Genomic DNA, 21996 nt, shown 5'->3' on the forward strand with positions numbered 1-21996 from the left:
CGATCCTGCCCTTTTGATATCGCCCCCGGCGCAGACTACTCTGTCTCGGAGGCGTAAATCAAACGCTCTTCGCATGGAGCGACGCGCAGGATGTTTGTTGAGCCCGGCGTGTTGAACGGCACACCTGCGGTCACAACAACCATGTCCTGCTCGGTCGCCAGACCTTGCGCGATCGCTGCCCGCACCGCCGCGATCACGGCATCCTTAAAGCGACTGACTTCGCCGGTGACGACGCAGTTTGTCCCCCAGGACAAACACAGACGGCGGGCCGTACGGATATGGCTGGTCAGCGCAACAATAGGCACGCGCGGGCGTTCACGCGAAACCAAAAGGGCCGTGGTCCCCGATTGCGAGAAGCAGCAGATCGCCTTGATATCGGTTGTCTCTGCAATTTCACGGGCAGCAGACACGATCCCGTCCGCAACGGTGATCCCGTCTGAGCGGCGCGAAGCTTCGATAATTTCAGTATATGTCGGGTCGGTCTCAACCTCGCCTGCGACATTGTTCATCGTGGTCACAGCCTCAATCGGATAGGATCCGGCGGCAGATTCCGCAGACAACATGATCGCATCGGCGCCTTCATAGATCGCTGTGGCCACGTCCGAAACCTCGGCCCGCGTAGGCATCGGGCTGTCGATCATCGATTCGAGCATCTGCGTGGCCACGATAACGGGCTTGGCTGCGGCACGGCATTTGCGCACCAGTTGCTTTTGGATAGGCGGGACGTTTTGGACCGGCAGTTCAACACCCAGATCACCCCGGGCAACCATGATCCCGTCAGACGCCTCAAGGATCGCGTCAAAAGACTTCACTGCATTGGGCTTTTCAATCTTGGAAAGAAGCGCAGCGCGGCCTTTGGCCAGTGCACGCGCCTCTTCAACATCCGCAGCTCGCTGCACGAACGACAAGGCCAGCCAGTCAACGCCCAGATCGCAAACAAATTCCAGATCCTTGCGGTCTTTTTCTGACAACGCCGCAAGCGGCAGCGTCACATCGGGGACATTCACACCTTTGCGGTTGGAAATCGTGCCGCCGACAACGACCTCGCAATCGGCAAAATCGCCGCCGCAATCCTTGACGCGCAGCTTGATCTTACCGTCATTGACCAGCAGATGGGCACCAGGCTCAAGAGCGTCAAAAATTTCCTTATGGGGCAGCTTGACGCGGTTCACATCACCTTCGGCATCATCCAGATCCAAACGGAAGGCAGCGCCTTCGACCAGCTCTTCTTCACCGTTTTTGAAGACCCCGACACGCAGCTTGGGGCCCTGCAGATCAGCCAAAATGGAGATCGGGCTGTTCAGATCCTTTTCCACCTGGCGAATGATCTCATGGCGCACCTTGATCTCGGCATGATCACCATGGGACATGTTCAAACGGAAGACATCAGCACCTGCTTCGTGAAGCGCCCGGATCATCTCGTAATCGTTTGAGGCCGGTCCAAGGGTGGCAACGATCTTTACATTCCGGTGGCGTCTCATTTTCATTCCTTCGCATCATATCCGTTAGCGATAACGGGCTTTTGAGGGGTCTTATAAGCAATTCACGCTGCGTCACAACTGCCGCAGACCGGTTTTTATCAAAACGTCACACAGGCGATGCCCGTCACGCCGCCGCCGCTTTCAGCGGTTCCCAATCCGCAGCCTTTGCCATACATCGCATGGGAAAGGAAAGCAGACATGACCGATCACCCCTTCGAAATTCTCGGCGCCGCGCGGCAGGGGCGCTGGCTGATCACAGCCGATCACGCATCAAACCATGTGCCATCCTGGGTAAATGGGGGGACCTGGGGCTGACTGCCGCCGATATGCAACGCCATATCGCCTATGATATCGGCGCGGCCGGGGTAACCCACCATTTGGCGGCGCTGATGGACAGCCCCGCGATCTTGTCGCATTTTTCGCGTCTCGTTTGCGATCCCAACCGGGGCGAAGACGACCCGACCATCCTGATGAAGCTGTATGACGGCACGATCATTCCCGGCAACCGGCATGCGGATGCCACTGAAAAAGAACAGCGCCTTGCACAGCTTTATCGGCCTTATCACGCGGCCTATGCGGATTTGCTGGATAAGATGTCACAGCCAGCCATCTGCGCCGTGCACAGTTTTACGCCGCGACTGCGCGGCAGACCGCCCCGCCCGTGGGAGATCGGGATCCTTTATGCAAGCGACGACCGGCTGGCAAAGCCCTTGATCGAAGCCTGCCGCGCCGCAGGGTGGTGCACCGGCGATAACGAACCCTATGCAGGGCATCTGCCGGGGGACGCGATTGACCGGCACGCCTTGCAACATGGGCGGCCCAATGTCTTGATCGAGCTCAGACAGGATTTGATTGCCGATGACGCGGGGCAAAAACTTTGGGCCGCGCGTCTTGCACCTATATTAACAGATATACTGGCCCGATCCGGCCTTTGAATGGGAGAGTGACCATGGATGATCAAACGCGTATCGAAATCGAAGCCGCCGCCTTTCGCCGTCTGCAGCAGCATCTGATGGACGAGCGTAAAGACGTGCAAAACATTGATATGATGAACCTTGCGGGCTTTTGCCGAAACTGCCTGTCGCGCTGGTATCAGGAAGCCGCCAATGAACGTGGCATCGCGATGACCAAAGATGAAGGGCGCGAAGCTTATTACGGAATGCCCTTTGCCGAATGGAAAGAGAAGTACCAGACCGAAGCCAGCGCCGACGCGCAAGCTGCTTTTACGGAAAGCCATAAGTAACGCACCGGTCGCAGCATCGGCATCTGAGGCAGGGCGCCCGGTTTAGGCATCGTCCTGAAATATCTCTTCAATCGATTTGCCAAACAAGCGCGCAATCTGAAAAGCAAGCGGCAAGGACGGATCATATTTTCCGTTCTCAATCGCATTGACCGAGTTGCGCGACACGCCAAGATGCTTTGCCAGATCGGCCTGCGTCCAGCGCCGCTCAGCACGCAAAACACGTATAGTATTCTTCATCTAAGGCCTTTCCCGGCAGCAACAACAGCAGACAGGCACCCGGTCATCGCTTGGCGGCCCACCAGCTCAGAACACCGGCCACAAAGGCCAGGGTCAACGTCAACATGGTGAAGGTGACGCCCATTCCAAAGCCAGCCGCCGCAGGGTGCAACCCGCTTCGTGCATAAGAGGCAAGCGATGCGATCTCGTTTTGTATGCCGCGTGTTTCAATCATCAACACAACGAAAAGACATGTGCAGGGCACGCCGACGCCACTGGCAAAGGCCAACGCGTATTTGATGCCCGCCGCCACTACCTCATCCCGGCCGCGGAATATGGATATGAAGTGCCAGGCAGACCAGCCGATACAGGCCAGAACAAACAAGATCCGCACAGCCCGCGGTGCCCCGATCAAAACGCAATAAGCGGTACCAATGACGACAGCCACAAAGGCCAAAATTTGTGTCGGTTTGTTAAACAGCATTACAAGCACCCTTTTCATAATGTAAAGTTAACTTGTCACCGAGTCGTGAAAATGTAAAGGCCCCAAGGAGCCGACAAAGCAAAGACCAGCGATCACCCGCACAGAATTGCCAAACTATTGCTATGACTTGTGCGCTTTTTGTTAGAATAAGGGGCCGACATCAAAGGCATTGATCCGCAATTGGGCAAAGGACGCACCCATGGCCTTACGAAAACAACAAGAAAAAGGGCCAAATATCCGGTGAAACAGGGTTTTCTGACCTTCGCGCTTATCTCTGGGACGGGGTGGTTATTGGATGTGGGAACAACCATGGGACTAGTCCACATGGGAACCACGCCGTTTGTGGCCAGCATGGCGGGTGCAGCGCTGGCTGTCACATTTGTATATGTCGTCTCGCGATTGGTTGTTTTCAGCGGGGGTCAGATTGGCACGACCACCGATTTTGTTCTTTATATAATCTGGCAAATATGCGCGATTTCGGTCGCATCTGCGCTGGTTGGCTGGATTGCATTTGCAATCACACCAGCCCTGAACGGGGCAAGTGCTTTCACAGGGATCGCGCCGCTAACGCTTGGGGCTGGCCTTGCAAAAGCGATTGTTACGCCCTTGACGCTCGGTATGAACTTTCTGTTTATGAAATGGCTGACACATCGGGGCAGCAACCCGGCACGTAAAGGACAAACATGAGCATCCTGGTCTTCATCCCGATGTATAATTGTGCGCAACAGATCCCGCGCGTGCTGGATCAACTGCGTGATCCACGCATCGCCAAACTGATTGACGGGGTTGTTTGCGTCGATAACCGGTCGACCGATGGGACCGCCGAGGCAGCCGAGGCCGCCCTTGCGGACCTGCCCCTGCCGTCACGCACGCTTTTGCGCAATGATGACAATTACGGGCTGGGCGGGTCGCATAAAGTGGCGATCAACTTTGCCCGTGACAATGGATTCACGCATTTAATTGTCCTGCATGGGGACGATCAGGGCTCTATCATTGATATTGCAGCGCATCTGGAAAACGGCACGTATGAAAACTGCGATTTTCTGATGGGCGCGCGGTTCATGCGCGGATCACAGTTGCAGGGGTATTCGGCACTGCGGACCATAGCGAACCGTGTTTTTAACATGATTTTCTCAGTTGTTTCGGGCAAGCGGCTGTATGATCTGGGCTCAGGTTTGAACCTGTTTCGCGTGTCGGCTTTTCAGGACGATTTCCATCTGAAATTCGCTGATGATCTGACCTTTAACTACTATCTGATCCTTGGGGTCGTCGCATACAAACACCGGGTCACTTTCTTTCCCCTGACCTGGCGCGAGGATGATCAGATTTCCAACGCCAAGCTCAGCAAGATGGGTTTTCAAATCCTGCGGCTTCTCGGCGCACGGATCATGAGCAAACGTAAGTTTTTGCAAAGTGACCACCGCGCCGTGGCACGGGGCAGCTACCCATCAACACAAATCGGCCATTGGACAGAATGAGCATCGCCCCCCTCACCTATTGGCGCGGCGCGGGGCGGTCGCAGCGGCTTGGTATTTTAGCAGGCTATCTTGTCGTCTACGCCGCAACCGTTGGCATCCTGCTGATCATAAGTAACGCGGTCTCGCCATTTGTGGCGATCGCAGCCGGGACAATCTACATTTTCAGCCATATTTTTCGGGCATTGCGGCTGGCCGCCTTGTCGGTTGATGCGTTGGGGCTGTCGGCGCGCACCACCGCGGCAATGCATTTTGCAACGGCACCCTTTTCGCTGCTGCTGCCATTCAAATTGGGCGAGCTGGTACGCTTTTTCGCTCTGTACAAGATGGGCGGCAAAGCGGCCCATGCGGTAACGGTTCTGCTGCTGGATCGCATGTTCGACTCGCTCTTACTGGTGCCGATTCTGATGCTGCTGATCTTGCAAAGCGACGCCTCTATGGCACTGGCAACCTTCACGCTTTTGGCGGCGACACTCCCACTGGCAGTGATCTGCATTGGCCCTGGCCTTCTAAGCGAGGTGCAACGCTATGTGGTGGCCAGCCATGACAATCCGATGTCACTCAAATCGCTCAAGACGTTGGACCGGCTACGCCGCCTTGTTATTCACGCCACCCAAGTTGCCTGGCGTCAGGCCCCGCAGATGTTCGTTTTATCCCTGCTGATCTGGCTTTGCGAATTTGTGGTTTGCATGATCCTTGTGGCACATGCAGACGCGCTATTTCAGGCCGCACTTGATCTGCTTGGCGCAAGACTGGTTGCGTTCTGGACCCATGGCGGAATGGCACAGCCGCTGGCCGTCGCGATCGGGGTGACCTTGATGGCACAATTATTACTGTGGCCTATGATGGCGCTTTATTTCATGGACCGCTTAACGTCGCGCGGGGCAGATCCCGAGCAGAAAAAGAAAGAGGTCGCAGGATGACCCCGGAATTCAATGTCATCATCGATGATCGCGAAGCCCCGCCCCCGGAACTGGAAGGGCTGATCGGGTTTATGCATTTCGGCGATCTGCTCCGCCGGCGCAAACGGTACATTGATGAGATAACAGTCGCCGCGGCCAGCGCCGACGACACGATTGTCCTGCGCACACAAGCCGATGCCGAAAAGCTGGTCAGCCGGATCGAAGCCACACGCGGCGAGGCGCTTTGGCTTCGCCTACCGGCGGTCTACGCACCGCTGAACATGGACGCCTTGGATCACGTCATTCAAAAGATGCGCTTTGCACTCGACCCGATTTTGCTGGCGCCCGTGGATATCGATGATGCGCCTGCAGTGCTGTTCGGGACAGACGCCATTGACCTTATTGCCGCCGCCCCTGGAAAAGAACGGCGCTCATACCTGCTGCAATTCGCCCAAAAGGCCCAGGACATAAATCACAAGGCGCAGTTCATCGATCTGCGGCAACCCGGGGCGCTGCGCGACTTTCTTTCCAATGCGACTGAGCCCCGAAACTTTAACAGCTTACGTGCCGAAACCGGCGTTTTCGTCAAAAGCTCATCTGACATTGCGAAGATGAAGGCGGAACATTCTTATTTCGGCATCGCACCCGAACAGATGCGGCGCTTTTTCCTGCCGACATTCGGCTACGAAGAAACCAAAGATGGCGCATCCTACCGGATGGAACATCTACGTGTTCCGGACGCCGCATTGCAATTCGTCTTGGGTGCGATGCAGCCGACGCAATTCGATCAACTTCTGGACCAGTTCTTTGCGTTTGCAGGGTCGCGCGAACAGGACACCATCGGGCGCAAAGCGGTGTCAGCCAAGGGCAAAACGCAGATCATCGATAAGATGCATGACCGCCTGACTGTGTTTCAAACGACGGCTGAAGGGCAGAAAGTCAATGCGCAACTGTTGGCCGGGGGCATTCCAGACGGGCTTGACGGGCTGACAAAGCGGGCGGCCACATTGCTTGGCAAGGCCCTGGATGACTTCACGGGCAGCACATTGGCCTTTAGCCATGGCGACCCCTGCCTGTCGAATATCCTGTTTGACGCACGGATCGGGCTGCTGCGCCTGATCGATCCGCGCGGCGCGCTGGAACGGGCGGACGCGATGATGCACCCGCTCTATGACATTGCGAAGCTGTCGCATTCGATCTTGGGCGGCTATGACTTTGTCAATAACGGTCTGTTTTCGGTCGAGGTGAACAGCGACCTTGCGCTCGAGCTGAACCTACATCGCGGAGGCGCCGCAACCTGGATTGGCGCGGCGTTCCAAAAGCGGCTCGCGGCCGAAGGGTGGGATTATCAGCAGGTCCGCGCCGTTGAGGCCTCGCTCTTTTTGTCGATGCTCCCGCTACATCTTGACCATCCGCGCAAACTGCTGGCCTTCGCGTTGATCGCAAACACCATTATCACAGAGCTGGAAACATCCGCATGATCGAAACAGACCGCGCACTTGTCGTCGATATCGACGGTACGCTTTGCCCGATAAAGCAATCGCACGAAGACTACGCGGATATGGTGCCCGAACCATTGATGCTAAAGAAAATCCGCGAATTGCAGGCAGAAGGCTGGCATATTATCCTGTCGACCGCACGCGGGATGCGCAGCAATGATGGCAATCCGGGCAAAATCACCAAACATGTCGGGCCCACCCTGCTCAACTGGCTGGCCAAGCACGATATCCCATTTGACGAACTTCACCTGTCTAAACCATGGCCTGGACGACAGGGGGTGTATATCGATGACCGGGCCGTCCGCCCCCGTGAATTTGTCGAACTCAGCTTTGCTGAACTTGAGGCGCTCATGGAACGCGACCGTATCGCAGTACCCACGCCGGACCGGAACACATGACCGGCACACTTGCAATCACAATGGCAGGGCTGGGAAGCCGGTTCGCCAAGGCCGGGTACACACGTCCCAAATATGAGATTGAGGCCCATGGCAGACCGCTCTTCGATTGGTCGATGCTAAGCCTCGCCCAATTCAGGGATGCAGGCTATCGCTTTCGCTTTTTGGCGCGCGATGGGCTCGGCGCACCGGATTACATTGCACAAAGGGGCAAGATACTGGGCCTTGGGGATGTTAATGTCGATGTGATTGATCACGTGACAGATGGGCAGGCCACCAGCGCATATCTGCTTGCTGCCGATGCCCAACAAGACGCGCCCTTCGCCGTCTACAACATCGATACGTTCGTCAATCCAGACGTCATCGCGCCGCCGCAGGAAGCAGGGCTCGCCGGTTGGATCCCGTGTTTTCCCGCACCGGGCGACAGCTGGTCCTTTGCGCGGCTCGACCCCGATGGCAAGGTTGTCGAATTGCGCGAGAAGAAAAGAATATCAGATCACGCCACTGTTGGGCTTTATTGGTTTGACAGCGCCGCGCGATATCGCACGCTTTACGAGACTTATTTCGCATCCGGTGACGGCGAGGAAATGGGCGAACGCTACATCGCCCCGCTTTACAACCAAATGATCGCCGAGGGTGCACCGGTGAGCATATCGCAGATGACAATGGATGATGTCGGCATGCTGGGCACACCAGATCAGGTTGCCAGCTTTGCCGCAGCCCCGCCGGGTTCGGCGCAAAAATTCATTAAACTGGGTTGAGTCGCGGATACAAAGCACACGCGGCGGATAATCGCCCCCTGATCGGTTAGCCTTCTGCAAAGATTATGAAACTTCCGTAACAAAACGGGCATTCTTTAGACACATAGCGTAACTTCGCCGCTTAAATGGTAGGATTTCGCTTATCAAAATGTCACTTTACGCGCGTAAAATCATTTCGGACTTGATTGACCATAAGTTAACGGCGAGGTTTGCTTCAGTTTAAGGTTCGTCTTTCATGTGGGGGGAGGAAGAACCGCAATGATATTTTTTGAAAGACGCGCCGATAGCCGGGTTACCGGCACTTATTGTTGGATCGTAAGTGTTCTTGATCGCAAAGCCCAAAATGGGCTGCGCCAGCGGGAACACGAGGAGTTTAAAGTTGACCAAGTTTGAAGATTTTCAATTGGCGATCACGCCACCCAACCGCGGTTCCAAACAAACCGTATTGGTGTCAGATCGTAATCCGATGTTTGCCGAAATGCTGGTCAATGAACTCAGCGTGACAGCGGCTCTGGATTGCCATTTTGTGCCGCAAGGCGCCGATCTCTTCACGCTTGTGACATCTTTGAAGCCCGACATTCTAATCCTGGACCCCGCTAATCTACAGCTTAGCCCAAATCAGGATCTGGTATCATTCGGGCGTCAAATCAGACACGCCAACCCAACAACGCGCTTGCTTAGCTATAGCTTCAAGATCAGCGATTCGATGGTGCGCGGCGCGCTTGAGGCGGGATTCTCAGGCTGTATCGCAAAGGACGTCAATCTGCGGCAGCTGACAATTGCACTGGCGGTCATTCTTGATGGTGGGCTGTATTTCGACAAGCGCTATGGCGCCTTCCTGCGGCCCGTTATGGCCGAGCGTACGCCATCAAATGGCCTTAGCGAACGTGAACAAGAGGTCCTGGTGGGTTTCGCGCGCGGGTTGAGCGCAAAGCAAATATCGCGTGACCTGAATATTAGTGACAAGACCGTCGATACGTATAAGGCGCGCGCCTGTAAGAAGTTGAACCTGACGGACCGTGCGTCATTGGTCCAGTATGTGTTCGACAACGGCTGGATCACTTCAGCCTAAATCTGCCCTCAGTTTTTCAAAAAGTATAATGCAGATGCAGCATAAATCGCCCCTGCATTGTTTCCATTATTACGAAACAGTGTTTCGCTTACTTTACAGTTAATTAAGCAGCAAATCGCCTTTTATTCGCAAAACCCCTACAGTGTAGGGGATTTTCCTGACTGGCTTATTTTCTGCATCGCAGCAACTCTCCTCATACATATTTTGAAATCACGCCGAGGGGAAAATGGCTCGTATAAGTATATTTGGAATTGGGTATGTCGGCGTCGTTGCGGCGGGCTGCCTCGCGAAAGATGGTCACACCGTTATCGCCGTTGACGTCGATCCCGGTAAAATTGATGCAATCAACTCTGGATTGTCACCTATTGTCGAAAACGGCCTTGATGATCTGATCAAAGAAGTCGTCTCGGCAGGCCGGCTCAGCGCGACCGATGATGTCGCATATGCGGTCGAAAACACCGATGCGTCATTCATTTGCGTCGGCACACCCAGCGCCCCTGATGGCTCGGTCGGTTTGAAATTTGTAGAAATCGTTTGTCAGAATATCGGCGAGGCGCTCGCCAATAAAGAGAGCTTCCACTCGGTCATCATCCGCTCAACGATTGTACCGGGTAGCTGCGAAGGCACCTGCATTCCGACCCTCGAAAAAGCCTCTGGTAAGACAGCGGGCACCGAGTTCGGCATCGGCTACTATCCTGAATTCTTGCGGGAAAGCACCGCTATCGAAGACTATTACGACCCCGGTCTGATCGTCTTCGGCGCGATGGATGACGGTACACGCGCGATCCTGACCGAGCTGAACGAGAACCTGAACTGCAAGATCCACATGGTCGATCTGCGCACCGCCGAGATGGTGAAATACACCTCGAACACATGGCGTGCGGTCAAAGTGACCTTCGCCAATGAGATCGGGAATATCGCCAAATCTTGCGGCCTTGATGGGCAAGAGGTGATGGAAATCCTCTGCTCGGACGACAAGGTCAACATCTCTCCCTATTTCATGCGACCCGGATTTGCTTTTGGCGGCTCTTGCCTGCCCAAAGACGTCCGCGCTTTGCGCCATCTGGCCGCCGAGAAAGATACACCGGCCCCACTTTTGAACGCCGTTTTGGACGCCAATGAGGCCCAGATTGTCAAAGCACAAAGCATGATCGTTGCGGCCAAAGCGAAGAATGTCAGCATGATCGGCGTCAGCTTCAAGCCTGGTACAGATGACATGCGTGAAAGCCCGCTGGCTGAACTGGCCGCTCGGCTGATCAAGGACGGGATCAACGTGGAAATCTACGACCCCTTCGTTCACGAAGCCTATGCGAACGACAATTCCACTGCCGGGCGGGGCAATGATGTGATCCCCGATCTGAAACAGCGGCTGAACCCCGACCTGTCAGCGGTGATCGATGGGTCAGACATGATTGTGGTCGGCAATATCTACAAAGACACGCTGCCCCAACTTGATGCTGCCATTGCCGCCAAACCGATGGTTGATTTGACACGCATCAGCCGTGCCCGCGCATCGGGCGGTGGTTACGACGGGATCTGCTGGTAATCCACCATGATCAACGCCCTCAGCCATATTACCTATCTTTCGGTCGCCGTCATGCTTGCCGCGCTTGTCCCCGCTGGCTTGCTGGGCGAGGTCGAAGGCACGATAATTGTGCTGGGGGTGCTTGGTGCCTGGCGGTATTCCTGGGCCGTCATCAATTTCACACGCGCCGCGATCTTTTTGCGGCTCGTGTATCCGCGCCGCAAAGCCAGGGCTATGGCCCGCTATGCCGAACGCGGCGTCGGTGCACATGCGTTCTTTTTGACAACATCCTACATGATCGAAAGCAGCGTCACGATTCCGGTCTATCGCAGCATCTTTTTGGCGGCGTCAAAGTCTGAAAACGGGGCAACAATCGTATCATCTGTCGTGGATGGCGCTGATGAACGTCTGATCCAGGACATTTACGCGACAATGCCAGTGGACATGTCGTCGGTGAAGCTGATCATTGACCGGATCCCCGGCACTGGCAAACGCGATGCGCTGGCCAAATCCCTGCACTTGATCGATCGCGAATGCCCTTCGCACAATGACATCGTCATCTTTGTAGACGGTGACAGCTGCGTGCCCGAAGATATCGTCGCACAAGCCGCCCCAATGTTCACCAACCCCAAAGTTGGCGCGCTGACAACCGACGAAGCTGTTGAAATCCCCGATCCGGGTCTTTTCCGCGATTGGTTTGAGCTGCGCTTTGACCAGCGGCAGGTTATGATGTGCTCAATGGGGCTTAGCAACCGTGTGCTGACACTGACCGGGCGCATGTCTGTTTTCCGGGGTGATCTGGCGACCAACCCTGATTTTATTCGCTCAGTACAACATGATTATATCGATCATTGGCGCCTGGGCCGGGTCAATTTTTTGACCGGCGATGACAAATCGACATGGTATTGGCTGATGAAAAACGGCTTTGAAATGGCCTATTTGCCGGATGTTGCCAGCTCTTCGATGGAAACCCAACCCAAGCCAACCTTTGTCGGCAGTGCAAGCGCGCTGATGGTCCGCTGGTTCGGCAATATGCTGCGAACGAACGGGCGCGCGCTGGAATTGTCACCGCGTCAGATCGGCTGGTTTACATGGTGGTCCATCCTGGACCAACGCATGTCGATGTGGACAACCCTGGCCGGACCACTTTGCATGTTGGCCGCCGCGATCTTTTTCGACCCGATGGTTGTGCCCGCCTATATCGCCTGGGTGATGCTGACGCGCTACGTGTTCTGCACAGCGATCTGCCTTTTTCGGGGGCACAGCTTCCCGATTGTCTATACAGGGCTGCTCTATTTCAGCCAGCTCTTTGGCGCCGCAGTCAAAAGCTATGTGCTGTTCCGGCTGGACCGCCAGAAATGGACCCGCCAAGCCAGCGCTTCGGCTGGCAAGAGCGCCCGCAAACCACTCGGCGAACGGCTGCGCACCGCCAGCTCTGCCTATCTTCACGCACTTAGCCTTGGATGGCTCGCCATGGGTACGCTGTACCTGACCGGCGTTCTTTAAACCTTTCGCGACGAACGGATCTTCAAATGAGTGATACGCAACCAACGCAGACGACCGAACCAAAAGCTGAGGTTTCAGGCAGCTTCATCTACGAGACCGAGCATCCTCAGCTTGCCCTGCCCTTTACCGCGCGCGTCGGTGACCGCCGGGTCGAAGGCAAATCGATCTCAATCACTCATGCGGTGGTTTCTGGGTTGATGCCGCCCAATGGGAATTTCGAAAAGGTGCCGACATCGCTGCAATTCAACTTCGAAGGGTTTTCCGTGAACCTGTTCGTCGAGGTGAATGTCGAAAAGATCGGCGATGCGGAAAACCCCGATCTGCGGCTGCAGTTCTGCGATCCGGCAGGCAGTCATCTGCCAACTTTGCGCTACATCATGAACAGCCATCTGGCGGGCGATCTCGTGACGGTGGGCCGCTTTTTGGGCTATACCGGTCCAACACAAGTCAAAACCAAACCGCCCGCAGCCAAGCCCGGCACGGTCCAGCGTGTCGCGCGGACCATCCGGCAAGGCGGGATCCTTGCGCTTAGCCTGGTTCTGATCGGGCTCGCCGCAAATGTGGTGCACGAACGGATCATGTTCCAATATGAAGGACGGCCCGTTGTCATCGCGCAAAGCGGCGAAACCTTGCGGGCCACCACAGCCGGTCAGATCACATATGTGAACGAAGACGCAGGCCTTGGGGATGTCGTCTATTCGGTCGCGGCCAATTCAGGCTCTTTGCTGAGCGTCAGAATGCCATGCGACTGTACGATCTTGCCAGGTGCCGAGTTCTTTGAAGGGGCCACGGTTTTGGCAGGCGCACCGCTTGTGACATTGACCGAAGATAGCGCCGCGATTGAGGCATCGGCCCTTGTCAGTTTTGAAGGGATCGCCCGCATGATGGCGGGCGACACGCCCCAGCTTGAATTCAGCGACGGGCGTATTCTGCCCGTCTCGCTAGAGGTCACAGAAACGGCGGACACGGCCCAAGCTAACGCTGCTGTTCCGGTGCAGGTCATCCTGCCCGAAGAAAACATCGATCAAGTGGCGATCGGCGACACGGCGCGCTTGCGCTTCAAACGGAACATTCTGCCCGAAGGTCTGCAGCAAACCATCTGGGGCAGCATTTAACCACGGCCCCATCCCGCATCCAGCCAGATCGGGGCAGACCATCTTCATCTACCAGTAAGTCAGGTTTCAAAACAGGACGATTAGATCAATGAGAGATATTAGACCAATTATTCTTTGCGGCGGGACTGGCTCGCGCTTGTGGCCCATGTCCCGGACCAAAAGCCCAAAGCAGTTTCAGACTGTGGCCGGTCCCGGCTCCCTGACATTTTTTCAGGCAACCGTTCAGCGGCACCGGACCAAAGGTTTTGGTAAGCCCGTTGTCGTCACGGCCCTGCAGCATGTGCGGACAGTGCAGCAGCAGCTGACCGAATTGCAGTGTGACGCCACCATCATTTGCGAACCAATGGCGCGCAACACCGGGCCCGCTGTGCTTGCAGCAGCGCGGGTGCTGGCCAAGGAAGATCCCAAATCACTGATGCTGATCCTGCCTGCTGATCATATCATTTCAGGCAATCTGAACACGCCAATCCTAGCGATGCGGCAAGCGGCCTCTGATGGGCGGATCGTGACTTTTGGGATCACGCCAACCTATCCCGAAACGGGCTATGGCTACATCACTGACGGGGGCAAATTCACGAATTACAACGGTCTGCATAACGTAGCCGAATTCGTTGAAAAGCCCCCCCTCAGCCGCGCGACCTCGCTGGTGGCAACGGGTATGGCCTATTGGGCTTCGGGCATTTCGCTATATTCGGCACAAACGATTATGGATGAATTTGCGCGGCTCGACACGGTCTCATCCGAGGCCGTCGCGCAAGCCGTCGATCAGGGCGAATGGGCCGATAACTGCCTGACGCTCCATCCTGACAGCTTCCGCAAATCCACCAATGAACCGACCGAGCGGATCATCTTCGAAAGAGCCAAATCTGTCGCGCTCGCACCACTTGATGTGGAATGGAGCGATGTGGGCTGCTGGACCTCTATGCAGGCGATCGGCACCGCCGATGACAACGGCAATGTGCTGACAGGTGATGTGATCTCGGTTGATACCAGGAACACGCTTGTCCGCGGTGACAAACGTCTTGTGGCCGTTGTGGGTGTGTCAGATGTGATCGTGGTTGATACGCCCGATGCGGTTCTGGTGACAGCGCGCGGTAAATGTCAGGACGTCAAGAAAGTGGTCGAAACGCTCAAAGGCGAATCCCGCCGCGAGGCCGTGCGCCACAGCGCCCAGGATCACCAATGGGGGCAAAGCCAGCATGTGATGACATCGCAGGATCACGACATGACCATGCTCAGCATCAATCCAGGCTCTTCGATCACGGTTGATCCGCTGCCCGGGCGGCAAATCATCGCCGGGCGCGGCGGTCTGTCGGTCTTTGACGGGATCAGCAACCGAACCTTGGAACAGGGCGAACGGACGATGCTGGATATTATCGACCGGACCAAGCTGACCAACACCTCTAGCGACAAGATCGATGTGCTGATGGTGACGCTGCATTCGTCCATATCGACACCCGAAAAGGTGGATGCAGTTCTGAATGCTTAACCGCTGCCATCATATGCTTTGGGCCGGCTGCATGGCCGTCTGCACCGCCCTGCCCCAAGGGGCAGCGGCGCAACGCGACATGCAAAGCTATGCTGCATTGCAGGCGCAGCTGACCGATCTGGACGCAGCGCTGACCGATGTGGCGGGCACCATCCTGTCGGTCAGCGATCTGCCTGAAACGGCCACACAGGTGATCCCTGGCGAGAACGCGGCGATGCGACCTGCCATGGACGCGCAGCAGATGGCGCCCGCCTCGATCACAATGGTCGATCTGCGGGTGGCGCTGTTGCAACTGGCCTTTGCAGTTGGGGGCAATGATCAGATCCCGTTGGTACGGGCACAAAATACGCAAGCACCCCAGGTGATTGGAATCCGGGGCGGCAGCGTTGATCTGGCCACGCTGCAGGAATGGGCGGCAGAACAGCCCGGCGCTATCTTCGACGGAGATACACTGCGCCGACCCATCATCATTTTTCAGGACGGGCGGCTTGCGCTCAAAGCCGGCGATCAGCTGACCTTGTCACGCGAAGACGGGGCATTTGTCGTCAACCTAGGCAAACTGACCGCCCAAAACGCCATGATCCTTGGCACAGCCGAGGCTAGTCCCGGCGATGACAGCTTCGCCCCCTTCGTGACAACGGTCGGCACCGGCATGGCGCAGGTGTCAGATAGTTTGATCGAAAACCTGGGCTTTGGATCAACCATCGCATTCTCGGGCTTTTCTGTGGTCAATCGGGGGCTTTACGCACCCGTTGGAACCTCTTTTTTGACCGATAGCGTGCTACGCGATGTGGGGGTTGTCGGATTCGACAGTACCGAAGACACGGTGATTGCCGGGAACCTGTTTACCGGCGGCGATGCAGGCGGGTTGGAACTGCGCGGCGTTGAAAGGGTGCAGGTTTCAGAAAATATCTTCGCAGCTAATGAAGATGGCAGCGCGCTGCTGGTCACAGACGGATCAACCGGCGGGACGATCGCGAGCAACACGATCCTCAGCAGCGCCGGCACCGGGATTATCGTGAACAAGGGCAGCGACAATACGGTGATCACCCACAACGTGATCTGGAATGCAGCGGGCAGCGGCGTGACTATTGCGGATTCCGATTGCGGCTATCTGGATGCGAATATCGCGATCGAAAACCGGCGCAAAGGGATCGAGCTGCGCAGTAGCCAACGATCAGCGGTCGTCGATAACAGCCTGATGGGCAATCGCAGCGCGGGACTATTCATTAGCGATCAGCCCCAAGGGACCGAAACAACCGTGCGCGGGAATGCGTTTATTGGCAATCGGATCGGCCTGTCTTCGGCATCGGCCGATCATGTGCAGCTTTATGGCAATGATTTCACCAACCAATTCCCACGCTTTCTGGACGGCGATTTCGCGTCAGACAGCTTGGCGATCATGGCCGATTTACGCGGGCAGCAAAGCCTGACCCTGACAGCAACCGGCATCGCCTCATTCACCGGCGCCCCCGCAACCTGCACCTACAAACTGGAAGGCTAGAACATGGTTTTCTCATCTGAATCGTTTCTCTTCCTGTTTTTGCCAGTGTTTTTGCTGGTCTATTACGCGACACCAGAACGGATGAAATCCTACGCGATCCTGGCAGGGTCTTATGTGTTCTACGCCTGGTGGCGGGTGGATTTTCTGGGGCTTTTGTTCCTGACCACGGCCTTTGCCTATGTGATCGGACAAAAAATATCGCAGCACCGGGGCACCGCGAAAGGGCGGAGCTATCTGACCATCGGGGTCATTGGGTGCCTTGGGGTGCTTGGGGTGTTCAAATACCTTAATTTCTTTATCGACAGCTTTGCGGTGCTGCTGGGTACAGATGCAGCGGGGCTTGGAATTCACTGGCGGCTGATCCTGCCGATTGGGATTTCCTTCTATGTGTTCCAGGCGCTCAGCTACCTGATCGATGTGTATCGGGGCGACGCCAAGGCAGATGCACCCTTCATCGATTTTGCGGCCTTTATCGCGCTGTTTCCGCAGCTGATCGCCGGGCCCATCCTGCGCTACAAAGACCTTGAGGATCAGTTCCGCAAGCGTACCCATTCGGTTGAAATGTTCTGCGACGGTTTCGCGCGGTTCATCATCGGGCTGGCCAAAAAGGTCATTCTGGCAGATGCGGTCGCGCCGCTGGCCGATTTGGCATTCGCCACCGAAAATCCAGGCATGGCTTTGGCTTGGGCAGGGGCGATTGCCTATATGCTGCAGCTCTATTTCGATTTCTCGGGATATAGCGATATGGCCATCGGTCTGGGCAAGATGATGGGGTTCAATTTTCTGGAAAACTTCCGGTTCCCCTATATCAGCAAATCAATCACCGAGTTCTGGCGGCGCTGGCACATTTCGCTATCGAATTGGCTGCGCGATTACCTCTACATTTCGCTTGGCGGCAACCGCAAAGGACCCGGGCGCACCTATTTCAACCTGATGGCTGTGATGGTGCTTGGCGGGCTTTGGCACGGGGCCAACTGGACCTTCGTTCTCTGGGGATTCTGGCATGGCGGTCTGCTTGCGGCAGAACGCTATCTCGGCTGGGACCGGAACGCAGCACGCTACTGGTTTGCGCTGCCGATGACACTGACCTTCGTGCTGATCGGCTGGGTAATGTTCCGCGCAGCCTATGTCGGCGAAGCGTTTGAGATTTACGGCGGAATGATCGGTCTAAACGGCCTGCTGGGCGACCCCGCGGTCTGGATGCAGATGACCCGCGAAAGCGTGGCGCTGATGATGCTGGCGATCCTCGTTGTCTTTGCAGAGCCGCATGCCTGGAACGCAGTCGCATCACTGCGGTCCCAAGATGGGCAAATCAACCCTGACGGGACAATGTCCGCATCCGCGACGGGTCAGGCTGTTCTGACCACGGCTGTTTTGGTGATTGGTACAATCACGATTTTGAAGCTGGCCGAGCAAAGTTTTTCACCCTTCCTGTATTTCCAGTTCTAGGTGGCAATGGGCATGATGATCACAACTGCAATCAGATTAACTGCACCGCTTGCGTTCTTTGGATACGCCGCCTTCGCCAATCTCAGCCTGCTCCAGGGCGATGTCGAAGGCCCCGATGCGGGCGGTTTCCTGAAGGGCGAATTTTCCCAAGAACTCGACACGCTCTATCGGACGAACCTGCCCCACCGTGAAGTGGCCGTCGGTTGGGTCGGCATGGCACGTTATGCGCTTTTGAATGAAGGGCGTGATGGGGTCGTACCGGGATCGGATGATTGGCTTTTCAGTTCGGAAGAATTCCGCAGCCATGATCCCGATACGATCAAACTGAATGATACGCTGGACTACATGTCGCAAGTTCATATGGCGTTGCAGGCGATGGGCAGCGAGCTGGTCATCGTCCCCCTGCCCGCCAAAATCGACGTTGCGCGCAGCTATGCACCAAGCGCCGATCAGATCAACGTGATGAGCGCGGCCTATGACCAATTCCTGACCGATTTGGATACGCGGGGCATCAAAGCCGTCGATACACGGCCCGCCCTGGTAGCGGCTGACCAGCCGTTCTTTCAGACCGACACCCATTGGACAGATAGCGGTGCGCTTGCGGTCGCCGGCGCTGTCGCGGCCTCTGGCTTGATCGCGACGGGCAACACCGAATTTACTCGTACCGATCAAGCGCCCGTCTCTTTCGCAGGTGATCTGGTGGCATTCGTAACATCAGAAACCCTGGGGCCAATTGTCGGGCTGCATAGCGAAACGATCACGCCCTATGTGGCCGAAAGCGCCACCGGCGATACGGGCGGCGGCGGGATCGATCTGTTTGGCAATAGCGGACCAAAGCCGGTTGATCTGGTGGGCACCAGCTATTCAGCCAACACCAATTGGAGCTTCGCCGAAGCGCTGAAACTGAGCCTCGCACAAGACGTTTTGAACCATGCCGAAGAGGGGCAAGGACCCGTTGCTCCGATGCATGCATATCTTGAAAACCTAGACCCGGCCGACGCACCGCCCGCCGTGATCTGGGAATTTCCTGTGCGGTATCTCAGCGATCCTAAACTAATGGATGCACTGACGGATGAAGAGGAGGCCAGCGATGAAAACGCTTAAACTTGCCGCCGCGCTTGTCCTGATGGCCGCACCGGCCTTTGCGCAAACAAATGATGCCTCTGTCGATCCGAACCGGATCACGGTGCAGATGATGCCAGGGCTGACCTCGTCCAATCAATTGCCAACTGAACGGCTGATCAACGCGCGCAAGGCGCTGGCGGCGGGGCAGTCGATCTACGTGTCCGACATGCGGGCGATTGCCGATTTTGGGGATGGTTTTGCCGCCTATCGCTTTGCGGACTGGCTGGCCGAAAATTCGGACGATCCATCTTATTCGGATATCGCGCATTACTACGGGATTGCGGCCGCAACAGCACGCGGCGGGGCGATCCGGCAAATGATCCGGGCCCTTGACCAAGTGAACCCCGAAACGCTTGTCCGGGCGCGCAGTGACGTTCTGGAAAACATCCTGTTTACCTATGCCAAAGCGGGCAATGCGCTCGCGGTTGAGGCGGTGATCCGCTATGATACCGCCCAGCGACCCTTCGGCAGGCTCGGATCCGAAGTTGCAACCTTGCTTGACCATATCGACGGGGAAAACGCAGTGCAGGTTTCCCTGCATCTGGCCGCTGGTATTTTGCAGAACCCGCAAGCCACGCAATTCGATCTGGATCAGGCACAGACCTATCTGGACATCGCCATGAGCTCGCAATCGCTTGAATCGCGGCTTGTGGCGTCCAACCTTGCCCCGCTTTTGGATGAGGCATCCATCAAACTCACCAGCGCGTCGACGGAGACATCCCAATGAACCAGCTCCCCCGCCAGATTTTCACCATCGCCCTTGGGATCGGATTGGCGCTTGGCGCCAGCCCGCTTGCAGCGCAGTCGCAATATGGCTGCACCGGGCTTGAACTGCATGACACGGTACCCAGCTTGGAAGGCAAGGACGGTGTGTTCTTTCGCGTGAATCTGGATATCCGCATGCACCACCCCTTTTCGGACGAAAGTGTCGCTTTTCTGTCCGATTTCTCCGATGCGCTGGCAGAAAGCGGCACGACGCTGGTTTTCGTGCCGGTCCCAACAAAAAGCGTCACAATGCCAGACCATCTGCCCGAAGAGGCTGCGCTTTACGGCTTTGATCTTGATGTGGCGACAGCCGTGCACGACGACATCTTAAACCGGCTCGAGGCGGCAGGGGTCGCGACCGTGGATGCCCGGGCGGCAATGCGGCAAGCACCAGAAGGGGAATTGCCGTTCTTTAAAGCCGATTTCCACTGGTCCGCCGTTGGCGCGCGCGAAACGGCTCGGGCAGTGGCAGAACGCATCAAAGCGCTGCCCCTCTATGACGAGTTGCCCAAAACCACATTTGAGACAAACGAAACAGGTGTTTCGGTCGCGTTCTCAGGGATGCGGCGCGAGCTGCAGGAACATTGCCTTGAAACGCTGCCAGAAGCCGAAAGCATGACCTATGAAACGACGATCGTACAAAGCGGCGGTCAGGACGGCACTGTGGATCTGGGGCTTGGCACCGTTGATTTGGGGCTGGGCGGCGACAGCGGCGGGGGCATTGATATTTTCGGCAATACCGAAGAATCGACCGTGCCTATCGCGCTGCTGGGCACGTCCTTTTCGGCAACAGATATCAACAACTTCTCCGGTTTCATCGCCGAATTTACCGAAGTGGAATTGGTCAATTACGCCCTGACAGGGGGGAACCAATTCGGGGCGATGATCTCTTATCTGACCTCTGCCGAATTCCGCGAGACGCGGCCGCGCGTGCTGATCTGGGAAAACCCGATCTATACCAATCTGGCCCAATTCGGGGATCAACCGACCCGTGAACTTGTGGCGGCTGCGGGACAGACCTGCACCTTGCCGCTTGATCCGGTGGTCAGCGAAGACCGGCAGGTCATGAATGTTGATCTATCCGGCTATGATTTCGGGCCCGAGGACACGCTTTTCGTTGATCTGAACCAATTGGCAGGCAGCGAAGCCGTGTTCAGATTTCATTCCAGCGAAGGATACACCCGGACCAAAGTCATCGAACGCGGCGAACGCCTGAAACGAACCGGGCGGTTCTACATGCCACTTTCGGGGCTATGGGATGACGGGGCCGTTTCCGTCGATATCACCAGTTCACTACCGTTTACCAACCAACCAAGCGTGTTTGCTTGTACCACTCAACCAACGGAGAAAACATGAGACAGACATTCCTATCCACCTGTGCATTTGTATTGGTGAGCAGCGTGGCGATCGCCGATACCGGGCTGTATGAAGGTGTTGTTGATCCCAATTCCAGTTTTGTACGTGTTGTTACCCAGGACCAAACAATTGCAACCATCGGCGGCGAAAATATCCGTGATATCGACAGCGGGATCTCGGGCTATGTGAATGTGATGCCCGGTGAAATCGACGTCGTCTTGCCAACCGCTTCGGAAGTGATCGAAGTCGGGCCAAGCAGCTTTTACACCGTCGTCTTTGACGCTGATGGTGAGGCCGAAGTTTTCACCGATGACATCACAAACAGCCCCTCGAAGGCAGATGTGTCTTTCTACAACCTGACCGATACAGCTGATATCTCTGTCTACGTGCCGCAGGCAGACGCAGTTGCGCTTGAAGCCGTTGGCGCCATGCAAGGGCAATCGGTTGCAATCAACGCACCGCTGACCTTGGATTTCGAGCTGAGGGCAGGCGATGAAACGCTTTCCAGTGTCTCTGGCGTCGATCTGGTGCGCGGCGCGGGCGTGTCCATCGTGCTGCTGGAATCCGATCAAGGCTATGCCGCCTTTGCCACGGCCAATTCCTATCTGAAATAAACGCCACCGACAGGAGTTTC

At 56.3% G+C, this 21996-nt stretch carries 21 protein-coding genes and 1 pseudogene; 19 read left to right on the forward strand and 3 right to left on the reverse strand.

Annotated features, from left to right (window positions below; all coding sequences use genetic code 11):
* Positions 1–35: 35 nt before the first annotated feature.
* Entirely contained in the window at positions 36–1481 is a 1446-nt protein-coding gene (gene pyk, locus AABB29_RS01395) for a pyruvate kinase (protein WP_341368646.1), read from the reverse strand.
* A gap of 198 nt (positions 1482–1679) precedes the next feature.
* On the opposite strand from pyk, the pseudogene AABB29_RS01400 reads away from it, so the two are divergent.
* Together AABB29_RS01400 and AABB29_RS01405 are read left to right on the forward strand one after the other, a co-directional pair.
* Positions 1680–2416: pseudogene (locus AABB29_RS01400) on the forward strand (N-formylglutamate amidohydrolase).
* A 14-nt stretch (positions 2417–2430) separates the two neighbouring features.
* The gene (locus AABB29_RS01405; RefSeq protein WP_341368645.1) at positions 2431–2724 is read left to right on the forward strand and encodes a DUF1244 domain-containing protein; all 294 of its coding nucleotides are present in this window, start codon (positions 2431–2433) and stop codon (positions 2722–2724) included.
* A gap of 42 nt (positions 2725–2766) precedes the next feature.
* On the opposite strand, the gene AABB29_RS01410 is transcribed toward AABB29_RS01405, so the two are convergent.
* Positions 2767–2961 (reverse strand): helix-turn-helix transcriptional regulator, encoded by a 195-nt coding sequence (locus tag AABB29_RS01410; RefSeq protein ID WP_341368644.1) that lies wholly within the window; start codon positions 2959–2961, stop codon positions 2767–2769.
* 43 nt (positions 2962–3004) lie between these two features.
* The gene (locus tag AABB29_RS01415) at positions 3005–3424 is read right to left on the reverse strand and encodes a hypothetical protein (RefSeq protein ID WP_341368643.1); all 420 of its coding nucleotides are present in this window, start codon (positions 3422–3424) and stop codon (positions 3005–3007) included.
* Positions 3425–3733: 309 nt separating this feature from the next.
* Here AABB29_RS01415 and AABB29_RS01420 point away from each other — a divergent pair, with 309 nt between their 5' ends.
* From AABB29_RS01420 to AABB29_RS01500, 17 genes are all read left to right on the forward strand, one after another.
* The gene (locus tag AABB29_RS01420; RefSeq protein WP_373636732.1) at positions 3734–4111 is read left to right on the forward strand and encodes a hypothetical protein; all 378 of its coding nucleotides are present in this window, start codon (positions 3734–3736) and stop codon (positions 4109–4111) included.
* Positions 4108–4902, forward strand: coding sequence for a glycosyltransferase family 2 protein (locus AABB29_RS01425; RefSeq protein WP_341368641.1), 795 nt, complete (start codon positions 4108–4110; stop codon positions 4900–4902). Before AABB29_RS01420 ends, AABB29_RS01425 begins: the two co-directional genes overlap by 4 nt.
* Complete coding sequence (locus AABB29_RS01430) at positions 4899–5822, forward strand: lysylphosphatidylglycerol synthase domain-containing protein (protein WP_341368640.1); 924 nt, start codon at positions 4899–4901, stop codon at positions 5820–5822. The genes AABB29_RS01425 and AABB29_RS01430 overlap by 4 nt, the downstream gene beginning before the upstream one ends.
* Positions 5819–7282: a hypothetical protein gene (locus tag AABB29_RS01435; RefSeq protein ID WP_341368639.1), complete on the forward strand. Its 1464-nt coding sequence runs from the start codon at positions 5819–5821 to the stop codon at positions 7280–7282. Before AABB29_RS01430 ends, AABB29_RS01435 begins: the two co-directional genes overlap by 4 nt.
* Positions 7279–7698: a hypothetical protein gene (locus AABB29_RS01440; RefSeq protein ID WP_341368638.1), complete on the forward strand. Its 420-nt coding sequence runs from the start codon at positions 7279–7281 to the stop codon at positions 7696–7698. The genes AABB29_RS01435 and AABB29_RS01440 overlap by 4 nt, the downstream gene beginning before the upstream one ends.
* Entirely contained in the window at positions 7695–8456 is a 762-nt protein-coding gene (locus AABB29_RS01445) for a glycosyltransferase family 2 protein (RefSeq protein WP_341368637.1), read from the forward strand. The genes AABB29_RS01440 and AABB29_RS01445 overlap by 4 nt, the downstream gene beginning before the upstream one ends.
* Before the next feature lie 379 nt (positions 8457–8835).
* Positions 8836–9528 carry a DNA-binding response regulator gene (locus AABB29_RS01450; protein WP_373636733.1) on the forward strand — a complete coding sequence of 231 codons (693 nt, stop codon included), beginning with the start codon at positions 8836–8838 and terminating at the stop codon, positions 9526–9528.
* 226 nt (positions 9529–9754) lie between these two features.
* Entirely contained in the window at positions 9755–11074 is a 1320-nt protein-coding gene (locus tag AABB29_RS01455) for a nucleotide sugar dehydrogenase (protein ID WP_341368634.1), read from the forward strand.
* Between the two features lie 6 nt (positions 11075–11080).
* The gene (locus AABB29_RS01460; RefSeq protein WP_341368633.1) at positions 11081–12559 is read left to right on the forward strand and encodes a glycosyltransferase; all 1479 of its coding nucleotides are present in this window, start codon (positions 11081–11083) and stop codon (positions 12557–12559) included.
* A 26-nt stretch (positions 12560–12585) separates the two neighbouring features.
* Positions 12586–13674 (forward strand): hypothetical protein, encoded by a 1089-nt coding sequence (locus AABB29_RS01465; protein WP_341368632.1) that lies wholly within the window; start codon positions 12586–12588, stop codon positions 13672–13674.
* Between the two features lie 88 nt (positions 13675–13762).
* Positions 13763–15163, forward strand: a complete 1401-nt coding sequence (locus AABB29_RS01470; RefSeq protein ID WP_373636734.1) for a mannose-1-phosphate guanylyltransferase — start codon at positions 13763–13765, stop codon at positions 15161–15163.
* The gene (locus AABB29_RS01475; protein ID WP_373636735.1) at positions 15156–16667 is read left to right on the forward strand and encodes a right-handed parallel beta-helix repeat-containing protein; all 1512 of its coding nucleotides are present in this window, start codon (positions 15156–15158) and stop codon (positions 16665–16667) included. Before AABB29_RS01470 ends, AABB29_RS01475 begins: the two co-directional genes overlap by 8 nt.
* A gap of 3 nt (positions 16668–16670) precedes the next feature.
* Entirely contained in the window at positions 16671–18116 is a 1446-nt protein-coding gene (locus AABB29_RS01480; RefSeq protein WP_341368627.1) for an MBOAT family protein, read from the forward strand.
* A 12-nt stretch (positions 18117–18128) separates the two neighbouring features.
* Positions 18129–19220, forward strand: a complete 1092-nt coding sequence (locus tag AABB29_RS01485; RefSeq protein ID WP_341368626.1) for a hypothetical protein — start codon at positions 18129–18131, stop codon at positions 19218–19220.
* Positions 19207–19968 (forward strand): hypothetical protein, encoded by a 762-nt coding sequence (locus AABB29_RS01490; protein WP_341368625.1) that lies wholly within the window; start codon positions 19207–19209, stop codon positions 19966–19968. Before AABB29_RS01485 ends, AABB29_RS01490 begins: the two co-directional genes overlap by 14 nt.
* Positions 19965–21362 carry a hypothetical protein gene (locus AABB29_RS01495; protein WP_341368624.1) on the forward strand — a complete coding sequence of 466 codons (1398 nt, stop codon included), beginning with the start codon at positions 19965–19967 and terminating at the stop codon, positions 21360–21362. The genes AABB29_RS01490 and AABB29_RS01495 overlap by 4 nt, the downstream gene beginning before the upstream one ends.
* Entirely contained in the window at positions 21359–21976 is a 618-nt protein-coding gene (locus AABB29_RS01500; protein ID WP_341368623.1) for an alginate O-acetyltransferase AlgF, read from the forward strand. Before AABB29_RS01495 ends, AABB29_RS01500 begins: the two co-directional genes overlap by 4 nt.
* The last annotated feature ends 20 nt before the right edge of the window (positions 21977–21996 follow it).

This window comes from Yoonia sp. BS5-3 (genome assembly GCF_038069655.2).
GTDB lineage: Bacteria > Pseudomonadota > Alphaproteobacteria > Rhodobacterales > Rhodobacteraceae > Yoonia > Yoonia phaeophyticola.

Excerpts from the sequence above, each read along its gene's own strand:
- pyk (WP_341368646.1), bottom strand. The coding sequence starts at position 1,481 with ATGAGACGCCACCGGAATGTAAAGATCGTTGCCACCCTTGGACCGGCC.
- AABB29_RS01405 (WP_341368645.1), top strand. The coding sequence starts at position 2,431 with ATGGATGATCAAACGCGTATCGAAATCGAAGCCGCCGCCTTTCGCCGT.
- AABB29_RS01410 (WP_341368644.1), bottom strand. The coding sequence starts at position 2,961 with ATGAAGAATACTATACGTGTTTTGCGTGCTGAGCGGCGCTGGACGCAG.
- AABB29_RS01415 (WP_341368643.1), bottom strand. The coding sequence starts at position 3,424 with ATGCTGTTTAACAAACCGACACAAATTTTGGCCTTTGTGGCTGTCGTC.
- AABB29_RS01420 (WP_373636732.1), top strand. The coding sequence starts at position 3,734 with ATGGGACTAGTCCACATGGGAACCACGCCGTTTGTGGCCAGCATGGCG.
- AABB29_RS01425 (WP_341368641.1), top strand. The coding sequence starts at position 4,108 with ATGAGCATCCTGGTCTTCATCCCGATGTATAATTGTGCGCAACAGATC.
- AABB29_RS01430 (WP_341368640.1), top strand. The coding sequence starts at position 4,899 with ATGAGCATCGCCCCCCTCACCTATTGGCGCGGCGCGGGGCGGTCGCAG.
- AABB29_RS01435 (WP_341368639.1), top strand. The coding sequence starts at position 5,819 with ATGACCCCGGAATTCAATGTCATCATCGATGATCGCGAAGCCCCGCCC.
- AABB29_RS01440 (WP_341368638.1), top strand. The coding sequence starts at position 7,279 with ATGATCGAAACAGACCGCGCACTTGTCGTCGATATCGACGGTACGCTT.
- AABB29_RS01445 (WP_341368637.1), top strand. The coding sequence starts at position 7,695 with ATGACCGGCACACTTGCAATCACAATGGCAGGGCTGGGAAGCCGGTTC.
- AABB29_RS01455 (WP_341368634.1), top strand. The coding sequence starts at position 9,755 with ATGGCTCGTATAAGTATATTTGGAATTGGGTATGTCGGCGTCGTTGCG.
- AABB29_RS01460 (WP_341368633.1), top strand. The coding sequence starts at position 11,081 with ATGATCAACGCCCTCAGCCATATTACCTATCTTTCGGTCGCCGTCATG.
- AABB29_RS01465 (WP_341368632.1), top strand. The coding sequence starts at position 12,586 with ATGAGTGATACGCAACCAACGCAGACGACCGAACCAAAAGCTGAGGTT.
- AABB29_RS01470 (WP_373636734.1), top strand. The coding sequence starts at position 13,763 with ATGAGAGATATTAGACCAATTATTCTTTGCGGCGGGACTGGCTCGCGC.
- AABB29_RS01475 (WP_373636735.1), top strand. The coding sequence starts at position 15,156 with ATGCTTAACCGCTGCCATCATATGCTTTGGGCCGGCTGCATGGCCGTC.
- AABB29_RS01480 (WP_341368627.1), top strand. The coding sequence starts at position 16,671 with ATGGTTTTCTCATCTGAATCGTTTCTCTTCCTGTTTTTGCCAGTGTTT.
- AABB29_RS01485 (WP_341368626.1), top strand. The coding sequence starts at position 18,129 with ATGATGATCACAACTGCAATCAGATTAACTGCACCGCTTGCGTTCTTT.
- AABB29_RS01490 (WP_341368625.1), top strand. The coding sequence starts at position 19,207 with ATGAAAACGCTTAAACTTGCCGCCGCGCTTGTCCTGATGGCCGCACCG.
- AABB29_RS01495 (WP_341368624.1), top strand. The coding sequence starts at position 19,965 with ATGAACCAGCTCCCCCGCCAGATTTTCACCATCGCCCTTGGGATCGGA.
- AABB29_RS01500 (WP_341368623.1), top strand. The coding sequence starts at position 21,359 with ATGAGACAGACATTCCTATCCACCTGTGCATTTGTATTGGTGAGCAGC.